This window comes from bacterium (assembly GCA_021159335.1).
GTDB lineage: Bacteria > UBP14 > UBA6098 > B30-G16 > B30-G16 > JAGGRZ01.
The window spans coordinates 37,700-54,322 of sequence record JAGGRZ010000015.1 but is presented as its reverse complement, the minus strand read 5'-3'; the positions used below and the strand labels follow the sequence as shown (position 1 = coordinate 54,322).

The following is a 16,623-nucleotide window of genomic DNA, read 5'->3' as shown; positions in this document are numbered from 1 at the left end:
CAGATAAAATAGTATTATGTCAACGATATATTTTAATATATTTATTGTAGCAATTATTAATCTAAGTTCATCTCGCTGAGAAAGAATAATATATTTACCAATTTTTACGCCTCTTATTCGCTTCCCTTCTTGATAAATAGCATTCTTTATAAGTTTTTTCGATATTTTATTTAAGATAATCAGTATAAAAACATATAATATTGGCAAAAGCAAAAGAACAATAATTTTTGATACACCTTTAAGCGGAGTTTTGGTTTCAGTAGATAGCGGATGAATAAGGAAATAGGGAACAAAGTCGCAGAGAAGTAAAATAAGACTATCATTAGGTCGGGGTTTGACGAGGATAACTTTTGCGAATAACGAATCCTTCGTATAAAAATCAATCGCGCTGTTATGAACGAGGTAATTTATATCAAAAGAGTCAATATAGCCCGAAGCAGCTAATGAATAAGTAATAGAAACATACTTTGGTGAAAAAAGAACGGAATCACTAAAGGATAGTGTATCATTTTTTGTTATTACATAAAATGAATCAGAAAAGGATATGGTGAACAAAAGGACAATAAATAAAAATTTTGTCAATGCCTTCATATTATTTGAGTTTGAAAATAATAGGCTGTTGCCATCTAACCCTTACTTTCCTGTCGCGTTGCATAGCAGGGCTAAATTTCCACTTATATATAGCTTTAAGCGCTTCTTCCTCGAATATACCTTCAGGTCTTGCTTGTATAACTTTGGCGCTGTTAGGAACAACTGAACCGTTTGTGTCAACAACGAATTCGACTACTACGACGCCCTCAAGTCCTGATTTTTTAGCGAGCTCAGGATATTTTGGTAGAGCTTTTTTAAGAACTCTTGGCTTCTCTTCGACGGCAAAGAAGTCGAATACTTCTTCTGTTGGTGGTGGCGGTGGTGGAGCTTTGGCATCGATAGCTGTTTCAGCAAGCTCAACAGTATCAGGAGTTTCCTCTTCCTCCGCCTCTATAACCTCCGCAAGTTTGGCTTTGGGTTGCTGTTTCTTCTTTATTTCCTGCTTTGTTATGGGAACATTTTCTACCTGAATGGCGACTTGATATTCTATCTTCTTTAGTGGCTTTGCCCTGAACCTCGGAAAAGCAAGGAATATGAGCATGAGAAAAAGCAATGTTATTATCGTTGCCTTTCGATTAACAACCGGCAACCAATACCTTAAATCTGCTTTTGGGTCTTTATATTTCATCTTCGCCCACCTCCCTCGGTGAGCGTTGCGAAATTAACTCTTAATGCGTTCGCTTGCTTGAGTTGTTCGAGAAGTTTTGCTACTATCTCATATCTGGCTGATTGGTCTGCGCGAAGGGAGACTATCGTAGCTGGATTTTCGATCATTTTCTGGCGCATTATGCTTACCACCTGCTCTTGTGGAACCATCATGTCATCTATGTTTATTTCGCCTTGTGCGTTGATCCATATATGAGTTATCATCCTTTTGCGCTCTATTTTCTTCGTCGCTTTCGCTGGTGGAAGCTGAACTCTTAACCCCTGATATTGCCTGAATACCGTTACAGTCATGAAGAATATAAGAAGCAAGAATACGATATCAGCTATTGATGCCGTTGGAATTTTAGATGACCCTTTTGATTTTGCTTCTATCTTCATCGCTTTTCCTCTTTAGAATGCTGGCGTTGCCAATGAGATTCTCTCCTTAAACTCTGGATTCTCCTTTTTTAACTCATCAAACGCGAGTTTTATCTCGTCGAGAGCGTCTATCATATATTTATATTTTGCATTTATATCAGTTATTAATGATACTACGAGTTTCGGGTTTTGCCGAACCCGTTCCTTAACTTTCATTTTAAGCTGGTCAAGCGATATAACCTGTTCCCCAACGAGTATCTCACCTTTTGAATTTACATATACTGACAATATATTTTCCTTTGATAGTTTTATTTCCTCACCGGGTGGCGGAAGAGTTAATCCAAGCCCCTTATCTGGATTCATAGATGTGGTAACGAGAAAAAATATGAGCAAAAGGAAAACTATATCCGCAAGTGAAGCCGTTGGTATTTCAGCCTGTTTTTGAAGATGTTGTTTTTTCTTTATTTCTAATGCCATGATTTACTTTTCCGCGTGTTTTAAAATTCCCATATCTATAAGGTTCTCTATTAATTGGTTAGCTGAGTCTTCCATATCAACAACTATGCTGTCGATAATCGAGACGAACCAGTTGTAGAAGAACTGCATTGGTATCGCTATAGCAAGCCCGAAAAATGTAGTAAGAAGCGCTATCGATATTCCACCAGCAACCTCTGATGGCACTATATCGTTTGACCTCGCTATTTGATCGAAAGCCACTATCATTCCCTGAACTGTGCCAAGAAAGCCGAGCATGGGAGCGATGGATATTATCGTGGACAGCCAGATCATGCCTTTCTCAAGTATCCCCATTTGTATTGCTGCCTCGTTTTCTATGGAACGCTCGACATACTCTATTCCCTTGTCCAGCCTCGATAAGCCAGCATGGAATATTGCTGATACAGGTCCACGAGTGTGTTCGCATAAGTCGATAGCCTTTTGAGGACCGTCTTTCTTTATCGCTTCAAGAATGTCTTTAAGGAATTTTTTTGAGTTTATTTTTGACCTTAATAGGGTCCACAATTTCACTATAGCTATGACCAGGCCTATAATTAAAAGACCCAAAAGTGGCCACATCAAAAAGCCGCCTTTATTAAAGTAGTATACCATAGAAACACTCCTTTGTTTTTTCTCTTAATTTCCCTGAAAAGATATTAAAGTCACCATCGTTGTCAAATAGTTTTATCAGCTTCCCTGCTTTCCCTTTTTAGGTAATGGCCTTTCATAAACTTTGTCTATAATACCGTACTCAAGAGCTTCCTGAGCGGACATGAAGTAGTTTCTATCAGTATCTTTCTCGATCTTTTCTATGGGTTGTCCGGTGTGGAATGCAAGAATTTCGTTGAGGAGTTGCTTAAGCCTTTGCAATTCCTTTGCGTGGATTTCGATGTCCGTCACCTGTCCCTCAACACCGCCCCATGGCTGGTGGATCATTATTCTCGAGTTAGGTAGAGCGGTTCTTTTGCCTTTTTCACCGCCTGCAAGCAAGACAGCTGCCATAGAGGATGCCTGCCCCACCGCAGTGGTTGAAACTGGCGCTTTAATGAATTGCATGGTGTCGTAAATAGCAAGCCCTGCAGTAACAAATCCGCCAGGAGAATTTATGTATAGTGAAATAGGCTTCGTTGGGTCCTCGGCTTCGAGGAATAAAAGCTGCGCCACAACGAGATTGGCAACCTGGTCAGTTATAGCGGTGCCAAGGAAAATTATTCTATCTTTAAGAAGCCGTGAGAAAATATCGTAGGCTCTTTCGCCTCTGCCCGTCTGTTCAATAACTATCGGAATGAGCTGGTCTATTATCCTTTCGTAATAAGATTTTATGTCTTTAAGAATTGTTTCTATGTTCATAATCCCTCCTTAATAGCTTCAAAACCAACTTGCAAAATAAACCATCATTTTTAAGGAAAACAAAGAAAAAATTTTTAAGTTCTTAACACATTGAAATTAAATAAGTTAGCATTTTGGATTAAAAAAATTTTTAAAAAATTCGATTTTTTTGTTGACAAATTTTTTTTGTTCGATTTATTTGGTGGTAGGAAGTGGTAAGAAGTGGAAATATGTGGAAAGCTCATTGTTAAAACAAGTTAATTTGGTTCTTTAACATTTTTTGTAAGTTGCCGCCTATGTTTTATGGAAAGTACAGACATAAAATCGATAGTAAAGGGCGAGTTGCTCTTCCAGCAAGGCTAAGAACTGCTGGTAAGGGCTTGGGGTATACGGAGTTCGTTTTGACGAGAGGCATAGGCGGCTGCATAGCACTTTTTCCCGCCAACAAATTTGAAGAGTTCATAAATAATTTCGATGCTTCCGAGCTTTCTTTCGAGGAAAGCCTTGCATTTTACCGTGAATTCGCCTCATGGGCACACTTTGTCGCAATAGATAACCAGGGAAGAATCCTTTTACCAAGTGTCCTTAAGGAAGAAGCCGGTATAAAAGATGATGTGTTGATTTTAGGGGTAGTGGATTGGATAGAAATATGGAATCCAGATAGATATTCAGCGTATACCAAGTCCCAGAAGGTCGATTATGATTCTGGGGCTATGAAGTTCTTTGGGTCTCTTATCCGTGGAAGGCGTGCCAAAACGGGAGGCGAAAATCCACAAGAGCGTATTAGTTGACCAGATGTTGAAATACTTGTGTGTTCGGGAGGAGGGCGTTTATGTCGATGCTACTGTGGGTGATGGCGGTTACTCTGAGGCGATTCTTAGCAAAACCGGTGGAAAGTCGACGGTCGTAGGTATCGATATCGACGAATCAGCCATTAAGGTAGCGACGAGAAGGCTTGCAAGATTTGGCGATAGCTTCGTCCCTGTCGTTGGCGACTACGCTCAGATTGAAGAGCTCGTTCGTGAGGAAGCAGGTTTTGATTTCGTTGACGGTATAGTTTTCGATTTGGGTTTAAGAAGTGAACTTTTGGCTGAACCCATAAGAGGTTTTTCGATGAAACTTAAAGGACCGCTCGACATGCGATACGATATGAAGAGTGAAAAGACTGCGTATAAAGTAATTAACACATATTCTCTTGAACGATTGGAGAATGTTTTGAGAAAATTCGGGGATGTCAAACAAGCACGAAAGATAGCTAAAGCCATAGTCCAAAGAAGGCAACATGCACCAATAGAGGATACATTGTCGTTTTCTGATGTTGTTAAAAGCGCTGTCCCGAAAACCATGTGGGATGAAGTAGTACCAAAAGTTTTTATGGCAATAAGGATAGAGGTTAATGATGAACTCTACAAACTAAATAGCGCGCTTTACGGCTCGCTTGAACTGCTTAAGCCCGGTGGAAGACTTGTCGTCGTTACATATCACTCTGGCGAGGATAGAGTTGTTAAGAAATTTTTCGTCACTGAGTCCAAGGATTGTATATGCCCGCCGGGAGTACCGGTTTGCAGGTGTGGTCATGTGAAGCAGTTGGAAATAATCACTAAAAAGCCCATAAGACCTTCCGCAGAAGAGATAGAAGCTAATCCTCGAGCTCGTTCTGCAAGGTTAAGAGCCGCTGAAAAAGTAAGGAGGGAGTATGCTTAATGGTAGGCAAGTCGACCAGGGTAAATACATTATATATTTTATACTATTATTCCTTGCCTTTGTGTACTGTCTGGTTTTGGTTTGGCAGAGAAGCGTCATAGTTCCTTTATCAAGCGAGATAGCCAAGCTTGAAGAACAAAGAGAAGCGCTGAGAACCTACAATATACAGTTGTTAACCAAAGTTTCCGCTCTCAAATCCCGAAGCAGAATCGAGATGATGGCCAAATCGGGCTGTAGACTCGATTATACTCCTCCAGAAAAGCTCGTTATAGTTGAGATAGAATATAACAATCCTGAATATATATCAAGTGGAAATAGTATATTTGCTAAAATAATCAATTTCTTCGGGGGCGGCAAAAGTCAGTCTAAAAGCAAGAGATTGGTGTTTTCTCGTCAGCATGAGAAACCGAAACTTTAATGGTTAAATGGAAGTGCATAGAAAAATAAATCGGCTTACTACTGTTATAGTTTTTTGGCTTGTAGTATTGGTAATTCTCGTTTGCAGGCTTGCAGCTATACAAATTTTTAAAACGAGGTATTACCGTGAGTTAGCAAGAAAACAGCATCTTATATCTGTAAATATATCTGCTCCACGAGGAAATATATACGACAGAAACGGCATTCCTCTCGCCATAAATAACCTTTTTTACGAGCTTATAGCCGACCCTTCGCAAATTAAGGATACCAATTTTGTAGACTCAATCCTGACACGATTAACGGGGCGTGAGAGAGGATTCTATTACAATAAAATAAGGAACAGTATAAGCAGATACTATGTTTACCTCGAACGTAAAGTTTCTCCAGAGATAGGTCGAAAAATAGAAAGTTTAGCCATTCCGGGGATTAGTGTAAATCCAAAATATAGCCGAAATTATCCTCACGGAAAAATTGGCTCGACCATTATAGGTTGTGTCGATGCAGACGGGAATGGTATCGAGGGGCTTGAGCTTTACTACAATGATTATCTTAAAGGCACTCCAGCAAAAAAGGTTCTCGTTCACGATGCGCTGGGGAATAAATATCCCGTCTATGGCGATTTGTTAAAAAGTGCCAAACCGGGCAAGGATATATACACCACACTGGACATTAGGCTACAAGAGATAGTGGATAAGGAACTTGAAGATGCTGTTTTGCGGAATGCTGCCGATGCAGGTATGGCAATATTTGTTAATCCCAAAACTGGTGAGATATTAGCTGTATCCTCTTTTCCTAATTATGACCCCAATCACCCAGGCGATTTTCCTGATGGTTACAGGCGTTGTCGCCCAATAACCGATGAGTTTGAGCCTGGGTCAGTTTTTAAAATAGTCACATTTTGCTGCGCTTTAGCTGAGGGCAAGCTTGCACTCGATGATACAATTGATACTGGAAATGGATACCTGAGAATTAACATGCGTGATGTTAGGGATGTTCATGGCTATGGTTTACTCCGTGCACCGGAAATTCTTATAAATTCGAGCAATGTAGGCATAGTTAAAATCGCAAAAAGACTTGATAAACAAACCTTCTATAAATACATAAAACTTTTCGGCTTCGGAACTATAACCAATGTTGATTTTCCCGGCGAAGCGGATGGAAAGCTAAATAGTCCTTCAAAGTGGTCCATACCTACTATGGCGACTCTACCCATGGGTTATGAGGTTAGAGTAACTGCGATTCAGCTTGCGTGCGCATACTCAGCTATCGCGAATCATGGTAGAATGAATAGGCCATTTCTTGTTTCAAAAGCTGTTTCTGGTGATGGCAATACAGAGGTAATTCGTCAGCCGCTTATGGTCAGACAGGTAATACCAGAATGGGTTTCAGACACGGTTTATAATATATTGCGGAAAGTCGTTACTCGTGGAACCGCAAGATCAGCAAATTCACCTTATGTAAAGATCGCCGGCAAAACTGGGACGAGCAAGAAACATGCGTATGGCACCACTAAATATAAAAGCCATGAGTACTATTCCTCGTTCGCTGGCATTGCGCCTTTTGAGGACCCTAAAGTAGTGGGTGTTATAGTTATTGACAATCCCAAAGCAGGAAAATATTATGGTGGTTTTGTAGCGGCTCCTGTGTTCAGAGCCATAATCGAGAAAGCCGTCAGCGCTGGAATAGTTGAATCTCCTCGTTCGTTGAAATTAGCTGTTAGTGCCTACCGTAATGTGAAAACTGCTGTTCCCGCTTTGAGGTTTATGCCCGCAGCTCAAGCTAAGGAAGTTCTGAGAAAAAGGCGATTAATTCCGAAAATTATAGGTGTTGGTAATGTGGTTATATCTCAGGTTCCTAAAGCTTACTCGGAAGTTGAGGTTGGCGAAACAGTCTGGGTTTATCTGGGCGAAAGAGAAGGCCAAACTAATAAAGTAATCCTGCCAGATCTAAGAGGTCTAAGCATAAGGGATGCGATGAAAAAGCTTACTGAGCTTGGAGTTAAACCAATTATCAGCGGTTACGGTGTTGTCGTGGAGCAAGAGCCGGCACCGTTCACTGAGGTAAAAATCGGCTGTGAATGCAAAGTCAGAGGAATGTCCATAGTAAGAAACGAGCTAAATGGGAAAAGTAGTAAAAATAGCGGAGATTTTTGGGAAAATTAAGGCAACCATCGGTGGATATATGCTTAATGAGGCTGAAAATAGAGTCGTTGTCGATGTAACGGCAGACTCAAGAAAAGTAACCACCGGTTCCCTATTCGTTGCTGTTAAGGGTGTTACAAAAGATGGTCACATGTTTATCGAGGATGCTATAAAAGCTGGAGCCAATGCGATAATAATTTCTGATCCAGAACTTGAGGTGAAAGAGAAGTTGCCGATTCTTGTCGTTGAGGATTCGCGTGAGGCGTTGGTTCTCGCATTGAAAGAATTTTACGGTCCTCAGCCTGACGAAGTAATAGGGGTCACGGGAACCAACGGAAAAACGACTGTAACGCACATGCTCCACAGGATAATGAATGATGCGGGGGTGAAAACGGGTGTCATAGGGACACTCGGATTCATGTTTGAAGAAGGGAAGCTTGAGAAGCTACCTATAACCACACCTGATGCTGAAACGATATGGAAGTTGTTCTCTTCCATGCGAGAAAGGGGCATACAGGCCGTGGCAATGGAAGTATCCTCACATGGACTACATCAAAGAAGAGTTTGGGGCATTGATTTCTCAAAAGCTATTTTCACGAACCTTTCGCAGGACCACCTTGATTATCATGGTGACATGAAAGCTTACCTTGCCGCCAAATGTATTCTGTTTTCTAAGTTAAGAGACGATTCCATCGCCATAGTTAATGTGGACGACCCAGCCTGCGACGAGGTTATCAAGGCAAATAGGGGTAGGCTTTTAACTTATGGAATTGAGTCAGCAAGATGCGATGTTAAAGCTACGGTAAAGAGATTATCCATTGATGGGAGCAAGTTTGAGGTTAATTCACCCTGGGGACGATTTGATTTGCAAATAAATGTTCCGGGTAAATTTAATGTTTACAATGCTTTGGCATCTTTTGCATCAGCTTTGGTCGACGAACTTCCACCCGAGAAAGTCATCTCGTCATTAGCTGCGTTCAAAGGTGTGCGCGGTCGTTTTGAGAAAGTTGAGCTTGGGCAACCTTTTACTGTGGTTGTCGATTATGCTCATACTCCCGAAGCGTTGAGAAATCTTATAACCGCAGCTCGGAAACTAACTCGTGGCAGGGTGATAGTGGTCTTTGGGGCAGGTGGCGATAGAGATAAGCTCAAAAGGCCAATAATGGGTGAGGTGGCTACTAAATATGCGGATTATGTGGTGATAACATCGGACAATCCCAGAACCGAGGACCCCGAAAAAATAATAGACATGATAATTGAGGGCGTGTGCCGCGACAACTGGATACGAATAGCGGACCGAAGAAAAGCCATTTTCCACGCAATAGAAAACGCTAAAGCTGGAGATATAGTGCTGATAGCCGGGAAGGGACACGAGGATTACCAGATTATCGGAGATAAAATTATCCATTTTGACGATGTGGAAGTTGCTCGAGATGCGATAAAAGCTTTTTGGGGAGTTAATAATGAAGGCTGAGAGACTCGCGAAAATAGCAGCGGTAATGAAGGGCAAGCTTGTGCCAAAAGAGGCGGGAGAGGTATACGCACGCGGAGTGTCTGTGGACTCGAGAACTATTGCCCCGGGAGAGGTGTTTTTCGCACTTAAGGGTAAGCGTGACGGACATGATTTCGTTTCCCATGCGTATCAAAACGGGGCGATAGCTGCGGTTGTGGAAAGAAAAATTGATGTAGATATACCTCAGATTATTGTCGATGACACGCTTTTCGCGCTTGGTGAGTTGGCTAAAGAGTATCGGAGAACTTTAAACCCAAAAACTATCGGGATAACTGGTTCTGTGGGGAAGACGACCACCAGAGAGATGATAGCAAAGATTCTTGCAACTAAATACACGACTCACTCAGCGAAAAAGAATTATAACAATCTTATCGGACTTCCGCTGACTATACTCGAGATGGGCGAGGATGTTGAATTTGCCGTTGTGGAACTTGGTATAAATACTGTGGGTGAGATGGAGCGGCTTTCGGAAATTGCTGCTCCTGATGTAGCGGTAATAACCTCTATCGCCCCGGTCCATACTGAAGGATTGGGTTCGGTCGAGAACATACTTTCAGAAAAGATTAAGATAACGAATCACATGCCCCCTGATTCGCCGGTCATAATAAATGCAGACTGTGATGAGCTTATCTCGGTGGCGGACAAAATCAATAGGAGAGTAATAACTTTTGGGATAAATCGAGGTGATTACAAGCCGATTGAGCTTTCTTTCGTCAATGGGAAAGCATCATTCACCTTCAGAGGGATTAGCTTTAAACTCAATGCATTGGGTAGAGGAGCAGTTTACTCGGCGTTGGCAGCTATTGCAGTGTCTGACTTCTTCGATGTGCCATTGGTTATAGCTTCAAAGGCGCTGGAGCTTTTCAAACCGCCGCCCTCAAGACTTAACCTGATAAAAGCAGGAAATGTGACCATAATAGACGATTCTTACAATTCAAATCCTATCGCGCTTGACGAGGCATTAGGTGTTCTGGCGATGCTTGACGCAAAAAGAAAGGTAGCTGTCTTGGGTGATATGCTCGAGCTGGGTGAATACGAGGAGATCTATCATCGCAAGGTTGCAGACCTCATAAAAAAACATGGAGTTGATGTTGCATTTCTCTTTGGACCGAGAATGGAGTTAGCCAACGCCCGCGCTTTGGAAATGGGGCTTGATTCAGAAATCTTCTGGTTCGTTGACCCAGAAAAACTTGAGACGCAGCTACTTGAGGAAGTCAGAGATGGTGACCTGATTTTAGTTAAAGGCTCTAATGCTATGGGGATGAAGAGGTTTGTGGAATCACTCATTGAAAGATTTGGTGTGGCAAAGGCCGATGAGGAGGGATAATGCTGTATTATATTTTATATCCACTGGCGAAAAAGTATATAGTGTTCAACCTGTTTAGGTATATCACCTTTAGACTTGCTATGGCAGCTACTACGAGCTTTTTGGTGTCTGTTTTTCTTTGTTCACCATTGATAAAATACCTGAAAAAAAGGCATTGGGTCACCAAAATTCGAGAGGATGTTCCCCAGAGACATCAGGGAAAGAAAGGCACCCCTACGATGGGCGGTTTGGTTATTATCGCAGGTGTCTTGATGGGAACTATACTGTGGGCAAAAATCGGCAACCCGTATATAATACTTTCTCTTGTTTCGGTCGTGCTCGCCGGGGCAATGGGATTTGTTGATGATTACCTAAAAGATGTAAAACATAAACCAAAAGGTCTTCTGGCAAGATATAAACTTTACGGCCAGTTTATGTTGGCTCTTGCCATAAGCATTATGATATATCTATATCCTTTAAAAACTCCGTCGGGGCTCGATTTACGCACTATAACAGAAGTGCCGTTTCTTAAAAATTTATATATAAATATGGGCATCGGCTATATACTATTTACTATGCTTGTAATAGTAGGAGCGTCCAACGCAGTGAACCTTAGCGATGGTCTTGATGGTCTTGCAGCGGGGCTTGTGGGAATCCTTGCAGCGACATTCACTGTAGTAGCTTATGTTTCGGGCAGACAGGATTTTACCGCATATCTTAATATTATATATCTTCCCGGAAGCGGCGAACTATCGATATTCTGTGCATCAATGGCTGGTGCTATACTGGGGTTTTTATGGTATAATTCGTATCCCGCCGAAATTTTTATGGGTGATACCGGCGCGCTGTCGATGGGGGCTGCGTTGGGTGTCATAGCAGTGATACTCAAAAAGGAGTTTATGCTCCTCATCGCAGGATTCGTCCTCGTTGCGGAGGCATTGTCTGTGATACTTCAGGTCATCTATTTCAAGAGAACTGGCGGGAAAAGGCTCTTCAGAATGGCGCCTATACATCATCATTTCGAGCTTATGGGGTGGGCTGAACCAAAGATCGTGGTAAGGTTCTGGATTCTTGGGATAATATTCGCGGTCTTAGGATTGGTTTCGTTCAAAGTAAGGTAAATCATGGTGAATCAAGCTAAAAAAATATCTATACTCGGACTTGCTCGAAGTGGAATTGCTGCTGCCAAACTTGCTAAGAAGGCCGGATTTAAAGTCTTCGTTTCTGATGCGGCCGTGAATGAGGAGCTTATCGAAAAAGCAAAAGCTCTTAATGAACTGGGAATAGATGTCGAGGTTGGTGGTCATACTCCTCGTGTCCTTCAATCCGATTTGCTCGTGGTAAGTCCCGGTGTCCCTTTGAGTATAGATGTTATAAAAGCGGCGCGTGAAATGGGAATCCCTGTGATTAGCGAGATTGAATTCGCATTTAGGTTCGAAAAAGGCCGTGTTGTTGCTGTTACAGGCTCGAACGGTAAGAGCACTACTGCGACACTTATAGCGAGAATTCTCGAAGATTCAGGCGAAAAAGTTTTCCTGGCTGGAAATATCGGAAAACCGTATTCAGATGTTGTTACAAGCACGAGTTCTGATTCTATAACTGTCCTTGAGCTCTCAAGCTTTCAACTCGAAGCCATATATAGTTTCAGCGCTTTTGTTGGGATTCTTCTTAATCTTGCTCCCGATCACTTGGACAGATACGATACCGTGGATGACTATTATCGCGCGAAGTTCAGACTTTTTGAGACGCAGAAGCCGGGCAGCTACGCAGTGCTGAACATTGATCAGCCTGAGGTGGCTAAGCTTGAGGGGAAGATCGTTGCTGATGTGCTTCCTTTCACGATGTGTGATGGGCGAGTGAATGGCGCGTGGCTTTCGAATAGCATTATCATGCGTCGTGACGAACCGATCCTTAGCAAAGATGAAATCGGAATACCCGGACCTCATAACCTTGCAAATGCTTTAGCAAGTGTCGCGGCAACGATACCGTTTGAGGTCCCAAAAGAATCTCTGGCTGAAACGCTAAGGAGGTTCTCAGGTATTGAACACAGGTTGGAGAGGTTTCTTTTGTGGAATGGGATACTTTTTGTTAATGATTCCAAAGCTACAAACCCGGAATCGCTTCGATTTGCTCTTCTATCGTTTGATAGGCCGATAGTTCTTATTGCTGGTGGATACGATAAGGGAGCTGATTTTTCGTATTTGAGCGGTTTGGTGACCAAAAAGGTTAAAGCCGCTGTTTTCACGGGTGCTACAGCGAAGAAAATGGCGCAACAAATTGGTGGCGCGGCTGGTTTTTCGACTGTGGTTAAGGATTTTCAAGAAGCTGTTGAGACCGCGATAAACCTTGCGAAGAAGGGTGATGTGGTTCTTCTGTCACCGGGATGCGCGAGTTTCGATGCTTTCAAAAATTTCGAGCACCGTGGTAAAGTATTCAAAGAGCTGGTGAAAAAAATAACTGGTGCGAAAAATGAGCAGGCAAATTGACATAAAACTGTTGTTCGCTGCTGTGGCTCTGGTCCTTTTCGGAACTGTAATGGTTTACAGCGCATCGACCATGATTAGTTACAAACGATTCGGCGGTGACATGAATTTCTTCCTCGTCCGTCAGTTGCTTAAAGTGTTTCTGAGTTTTGTCGGTTTAATAATCGCTGCATCGATAGATTACAGGAAATGGCGAAAACTTTCCCCCCTAATTTTGGGTGCGAGTGTTGTGTTGATTTTGGCAACGCTAACTCCTTATCTCGGTGGTTCAGGTGCGATAAAGGGCGCAAGACGCTGGATAAACATATTCGGCTGGACTATTCAGCCTTCAGAATTCGCCAAGCTCGCTTTGATAATGTTTGTGGCAACCAGGTTGTCCTGTCCAGGTTTTGACTGGAAGAACATAAGAAAAGTATCGTTAACGGTGGTTCTACCAGTGGCGCTGGTTTTGGGCATGATTCTAATTCAGCCAAATATAGGAATGGCAGTCGGTCTTAGCCTTGTGATACTAACGATGTTTGTGGTAGCCGGTATGCCGAAAAAATACCTTGTTATAATGCTCGTTGGGCTAACGGTCGCTATAATGTTTGTTGTAGTGGTCTCGCCGTATGCGAGAGCGAGAATCCTTGCATTCCTATTCTATGAGGACCCAACAGGACACGGCTATCAAACACGGCAGTCTCTTATAGCGCTTGGGAGCGGTGGATTTTTCGGTGAAGGACTTGGGAAAAGCTTCCAAAAACTTTTGTTTTTGCCAGAGGTGCATACCGATTTCGTTTTCGCGATAATTGGGGACGAGTTGGGCTTCCTGGGATGCGCAATAACGATATTTTTGATAGGCACCATAGTGTATCATGGCATTAAGATAGCGGTTCGCGCAAAAGATATGTTTGGAATGCTCCTTGCGTTCGGTATCTCGGCTGAAATCTTTTACTTTTCAGCCATTAACATTGCAGTTGTGACAAAGCTTATCCCTACTACTGGAATTCCGCTCCCGTTCGTTAGCTATGGTGGGTCACAGCTATTGGTTCATATGTTTAGCGTGGGAATTTTGCTGAATATATCGAGGTATTTGGCTGTGTCGTTAAATGAGAAACCAATAAAAATAGCGTTAGAAACATGAGATATATCATGGCCGGAGGAGGAACAGGCGGACATATAATTCCAGCGCTTAATATTGCAAAAGCGCTCAGGAAAGTCGACGAAGAAGCCGAGTTCATTTTCGTCGGCACGAAGCGGGGACTTGAGACCTCTCTGGTCCCAAAGGCCGGCTTTCAACTGAAACTTATCGAAGCCAAGCCATGGAAAGGTTTTAAGGCTGTGTTTGCGCTTTTTAAAGGTGTCCTTAAGTCCCTTTCTATAATAAAGAAATTTAGACCAAACGCGCTTATAGGAACGGGCGGATATGTCAGCGCACCTGCGATATTGGCGGCTGCTATGTCGGGTGTGCCGATATTCCTTCAGGAACAGAATTCGTATCCCGGGCTTGCAACGAGATTTGGCTCGGTTTTCGCACGAAAAGTTTTTCTCGGTTTTGATGAAGCTAAAAAATATTTGTGGCGTAAGAAGTTTGCCATCCATACAGGTAACCCCATCACCCCCATGGAGATGAGCGAAGATAAAAGCTCCTGTCGAGAGAGATTTGGCCTCTCTCCCTCCCTGCCCACGGTCCTACTCACCGGCGGGAGCCAAGGCTCATCTCCGCTGAATACAATAATGCGTTTGATGATAGAGGAAGTAGGTTTTCCACAAAAATGTCAGCTTCTTTGGCAGTGTGGAAAGCGAGATTTCGAGGACCTTAGAAACTGGATTGCTAAAAGAAAAGAGCCTATTAAAATTCTCGACTTCATCGACGATATGTGGTCTGCGTATAGAGCGAGCGACCTCGTAGTGTGTCGTGCGGGCGCTATAACTTTGGCAGAAATAGCCGCTGCTGGTTTGCCAGCTATAATAGTACCGTATCCCTATGCTGCCGGAAACCATCAGAGCAAGAATGCCATGGTTTTTGCTGAGAAAGGCGCAGCAATAGTAATAGAACAGCGTGAGCTTACCCCAAAGATTCTGTACGAAACGATTGATGGGCTTCTCAGGAATAAGGAAAAGCTCGATGCAATGTCAAAGGCTATGTTGGAGATAGCCAAGCCCAATGCATCGCAAGTTATCGCTGAGTTTATCTATGCTGAGATAAGAGGTGATTCCGAGGAGGGATGATGACGCCAAGACCGGGTTACATGTCGAGGAAAGTCAAGTGGCTCCATTTCGTCGGGATTGGAGGAAGTGGAATGAGCGGGATAGCGGAAATTCTGCTTAATCTTGGTTACAAAATTACTGGTTCGGACATCCGAAAAAGCGATGTAACAAAACGGCTTGAAAGGCTTGGGGCGAAGGTTTTCTATGAGCACTCCGCTGAAAATGTTGGTGATGCTGATGTGGTGGTGGTCTCGTCCGCTATAAAGAGCGACAATCCCGAGGTAATCGCCGCAAAGGAACGCGGTATTCCGATCATACCTCGTGCTGAGATGTTGGCGGAACTGATGAGGCTTAAATACGGCATTGCTGTCGCGGGTACACATGGCAAAAGCACTACGACATCACTTATAGGGCAGGTGCTAACTGAGGCCGATGTCGATCCTACTGTTATCGTTGGCGGGAGAGTGGTTAACTTGCGCTCCAATGTTAGACTCGGCACGGGGCAGTATCTTGTCGCGGAAGCTGATGAGTTCGACAAGTCGTTCCTGCGACTTTCACCGACCATTGCTGTCGTGACCAACATTGAACGAGAGCACATGGAAAGCTATGGCGACATAGAGAATCTTTTCGATGCTTTCCTGCAGTTCATGAATAAAGTTCCTTTTTACGGTGCTGTCATACTATGCATAGATGAACCACCGTTGCAGGAGTTGATGCCAAAAATTGAGCGACGAGTTATTACTTACGGGCTTTCAACTCAGGCTGATGTTAGGGCGGTAAAAATAAGTTTTTCCGAGAAGGGAACCGATTTCGAAGTTCTTGTAAGCGATAAGCCAGTCGGTTCGGTGCACACGAAATTGGTTGGGCTCCATAATGTAAAGAATACACTTGCTGCCATAGCAGTGGGTATTGAGCTCGGGCTTGATTTCGAGGATATAAAGCGTGGACTGGCAAAATTCCAAGGTGTTTACAGAAGATTCCAGATTAAGGGGTATGTAAGCGGTATTCTCGTTATTGATGATTTCGCTCATCATCCCACGGAGATAAGAGTTACTCTCCAAGCAGCCAAAATGACCTACGACAGGAGAGTAGTAGCTGTGTTCCAGCCTCATCTTTACTCAAGAACGAAGGAATTTGCCCACGAGTTCGGCAAGGCATTTCTCGATTCGGATGTGCTCGTGGTTACTGATGTTTACGGTGCTCGTGAGGAACCTATAGAAGGCGTTACGGGAGAGCTTATCGCTCGTGCTGCAAAAGACTACGGTCATAGAAGTGTGTTTTACGAACCCAAAATGGAGAATATACCAGCATTGCTTCTTAAAATAACGAAACCTAACGACATAGTTATGACAATAGGTGCGGGAAATATCTGGAAAGTGGGGGATGAGTTTTTGAAGCAGTTAAGCGCTAAAGTCGAAAGGGAGAAATGAT

Annotated in this window: 17 protein-coding genes; 11 read left to right on the top strand and 6 right to left on the bottom strand. The window is 43.0% G+C overall.

Features of this window, described 5'->3' with window-relative positions:
• The 6 genes from J7J62_01260 to clpP all read right to left on the bottom strand — a co-directional run.
• The coding region (locus J7J62_01260) for a hypothetical protein (protein MCD6123787.1) at positions 1-591 on the bottom strand (591 nt) is incomplete at its 3' end.
• Position 592: 1 nt separating this feature from the next.
• A complete protein-coding gene (locus J7J62_01255; GenBank protein ID MCD6123786.1) occupies positions 593-1,219 on the bottom strand; it encodes a TonB family protein in 627 nt (208 codons plus the stop codon).
• A complete protein-coding gene (locus tag J7J62_01250) occupies positions 1,216-1,635 on the bottom strand; it encodes a biopolymer transporter ExbD (GenBank protein MCD6123785.1) in 420 nt (139 codons plus the stop codon). The genes J7J62_01255 and J7J62_01250 overlap by 4 nt, the downstream gene beginning before the upstream one ends.
• A 12-nt stretch (positions 1,636-1,647) precedes the next feature.
• Positions 1,648-2,091: a biopolymer transporter ExbD gene (locus J7J62_01245; GenBank protein ID MCD6123784.1), complete on the bottom strand. Its 444-nt coding sequence runs from the start codon at positions 2,089-2,091 to the stop codon at positions 1,648-1,650.
• Between the two features lie 3 nt (positions 2,092-2,094).
• On the bottom strand, positions 2,095-2,721 hold the full coding sequence (locus tag J7J62_01240) for a MotA/TolQ/ExbB proton channel family protein (protein ID MCD6123783.1): 627 nt from the start codon (positions 2,719-2,721) through the stop codon (positions 2,095-2,097).
• A 75-nt stretch (positions 2,722-2,796) separates the two neighbouring features.
• Entirely contained in the window at positions 2,797-3,459 is a 663-nt protein-coding gene (clpP, locus tag J7J62_01235; GenBank protein ID MCD6123782.1) for an ATP-dependent Clp endopeptidase proteolytic subunit ClpP, read from the bottom strand.
• Positions 3,460-3,734: 275 nt separating this feature from the next.
• Here clpP and J7J62_01230 point away from each other — a divergent pair, with 275 nt between their 5' ends.
• From J7J62_01230 to J7J62_01180, 11 genes are read left to right on the top strand one after another with little or no spacing between them, the layout of a single operon-like run.
• On the top strand, positions 3,735-4,229 hold the full coding sequence (locus tag J7J62_01230; protein MCD6123781.1) for a division/cell wall cluster transcriptional repressor MraZ: 495 nt from the start codon (positions 3,735-3,737) through the stop codon (positions 4,227-4,229).
• 4 nt (positions 4,230-4,233) lie between these two features.
• Positions 4,234-5,142: a 16S rRNA (cytosine(1402)-N(4))-methyltransferase RsmH gene (gene rsmH / locus J7J62_01225; GenBank protein MCD6123780.1), complete on the top strand. Its 909-nt coding sequence runs from the start codon at positions 4,234-4,236 to the stop codon at positions 5,140-5,142.
• Positions 5,135-5,560, top strand: a complete 426-nt coding sequence (locus J7J62_01220) for a cell division protein FtsL (protein MCD6123779.1) — start codon at positions 5,135-5,137, stop codon at positions 5,558-5,560. The genes rsmH and J7J62_01220 overlap by 8 nt, the downstream gene beginning before the upstream one ends.
• Before the next feature lie 7 nt (positions 5,561-5,567).
• Entirely contained in the window at positions 5,568-7,721 is a 2,154-nt protein-coding gene (locus J7J62_01215) for a PASTA domain-containing protein (protein MCD6123778.1), read from the top strand.
• Positions 7,678-9,174, top strand: coding sequence for a UDP-N-acetylmuramoyl-L-alanyl-D-glutamate--2,6-diaminopimelate ligase (locus J7J62_01210; protein MCD6123777.1), 1,497 nt, complete (start codon positions 7,678-7,680; stop codon positions 9,172-9,174). The genes J7J62_01215 and J7J62_01210 overlap by 44 nt, the downstream gene beginning before the upstream one ends.
• On the top strand, positions 9,164-10,540 hold the full coding sequence (locus tag J7J62_01205) for a UDP-N-acetylmuramoyl-tripeptide--D-alanyl-D-alanine ligase (protein MCD6123776.1): 1,377 nt from the start codon (positions 9,164-9,166) through the stop codon (positions 10,538-10,540). The genes J7J62_01210 and J7J62_01205 overlap by 11 nt, the downstream gene beginning before the upstream one ends.
• Positions 10,540-11,640: a phospho-N-acetylmuramoyl-pentapeptide-transferase gene (locus J7J62_01200; protein MCD6123775.1), complete on the top strand. Its 1,101-nt coding sequence runs from the start codon at positions 10,540-10,542 to the stop codon at positions 11,638-11,640. The genes J7J62_01205 and J7J62_01200 overlap by 1 nt, the downstream gene beginning before the upstream one ends.
• Before the next feature lie 3 nt (positions 11,641-11,643).
• On the top strand, positions 11,644-13,005 hold the full coding sequence (murD, locus tag J7J62_01195; protein ID MCD6123774.1) for a UDP-N-acetylmuramoyl-L-alanine--D-glutamate ligase: 1,362 nt from the start codon (positions 11,644-11,646) through the stop codon (positions 13,003-13,005).
• On the top strand, positions 12,989-14,125 hold the full coding sequence (ftsW, locus tag J7J62_01190; GenBank protein ID MCD6123773.1) for a putative lipid II flippase FtsW: 1,137 nt from the start codon (positions 12,989-12,991) through the stop codon (positions 14,123-14,125). The genes murD and ftsW overlap by 17 nt, the downstream gene beginning before the upstream one ends.
• Positions 14,126-14,133: 8 nt before the next feature.
• Positions 14,134-15,213, top strand: a complete 1,080-nt coding sequence (gene murG / locus J7J62_01185; GenBank protein ID MCD6123772.1) for an undecaprenyldiphospho-muramoylpentapeptide beta-N-acetylglucosaminyltransferase — start codon at positions 14,134-14,136, stop codon at positions 15,211-15,213.
• Positions 15,214-15,233: 20 nt separating this feature from the next.
• Positions 15,234-16,622, top strand: coding sequence for a UDP-N-acetylmuramate--L-alanine ligase (locus tag J7J62_01180; protein ID MCD6123771.1), 1,389 nt, complete (start codon positions 15,234-15,236; stop codon positions 16,620-16,622).
• Position 16,623: the final 1 nt, after the last annotated feature.

Coding starts and splice junctions, on each gene's coding strand:
- murD (MCD6123774.1), top strand. CDS start 11,644: ATGGTGAATCAAGCTAAAAAAATATCTATACTCGGACTTGCTCGAAGT.
- J7J62_01200 (MCD6123775.1), top strand. CDS start 10,540: ATGCTGTATTATATTTTATATCCACTGGCGAAAAAGTATATAGTGTTC.
- J7J62_01230 (MCD6123781.1), top strand. CDS start 3,735: ATGTTTTATGGAAAGTACAGACATAAAATCGATAGTAAAGGGCGAGTT.
- clpP (MCD6123782.1), bottom strand. CDS start 3,459: ATGAACATAGAAACAATTCTTAAAGACATAAAATCTTATTACGAAAGG.
- rsmH (MCD6123780.1), top strand. CDS start 4,234: ATGTTGAAATACTTGTGTGTTCGGGAGGAGGGCGTTTATGTCGATGCT.
- J7J62_01210 (MCD6123777.1), top strand. CDS start 7,678: ATGGGAAAAGTAGTAAAAATAGCGGAGATTTTTGGGAAAATTAAGGCA.
- J7J62_01205 (MCD6123776.1), top strand. CDS start 9,164: ATGAAGGCTGAGAGACTCGCGAAAATAGCAGCGGTAATGAAGGGCAAG.
- ftsW (MCD6123773.1), top strand. CDS start 12,989: ATGAGCAGGCAAATTGACATAAAACTGTTGTTCGCTGCTGTGGCTCTG.
- J7J62_01255 (MCD6123786.1), bottom strand. CDS start 1,219: ATGAAATATAAAGACCCAAAAGCAGATTTAAGGTATTGGTTGCCGGTT.
- J7J62_01240 (MCD6123783.1), bottom strand. CDS start 2,721: ATGGTATACTACTTTAATAAAGGCGGCTTTTTGATGTGGCCACTTTTG.
- murG (MCD6123772.1), top strand. CDS start 14,134: ATGGCCGGAGGAGGAACAGGCGGACATATAATTCCAGCGCTTAATATT.
- J7J62_01250 (MCD6123785.1), bottom strand. CDS start 1,635: ATGAAGATAGAAGCAAAATCAAAAGGGTCATCTAAAATTCCAACGGCA.
- J7J62_01180 (MCD6123771.1), top strand. CDS start 15,234: ATGTCGAGGAAAGTCAAGTGGCTCCATTTCGTCGGGATTGGAGGAAGT.
- J7J62_01245 (MCD6123784.1), bottom strand. CDS start 2,091: ATGGCATTAGAAATAAAGAAAAAACAACATCTTCAAAAACAGGCTGAA.
- J7J62_01220 (MCD6123779.1), top strand. CDS start 5,135: ATGCTTAATGGTAGGCAAGTCGACCAGGGTAAATACATTATATATTTT.
- J7J62_01215 (MCD6123778.1), top strand. CDS start 5,568: ATGGAAGTGCATAGAAAAATAAATCGGCTTACTACTGTTATAGTTTTT.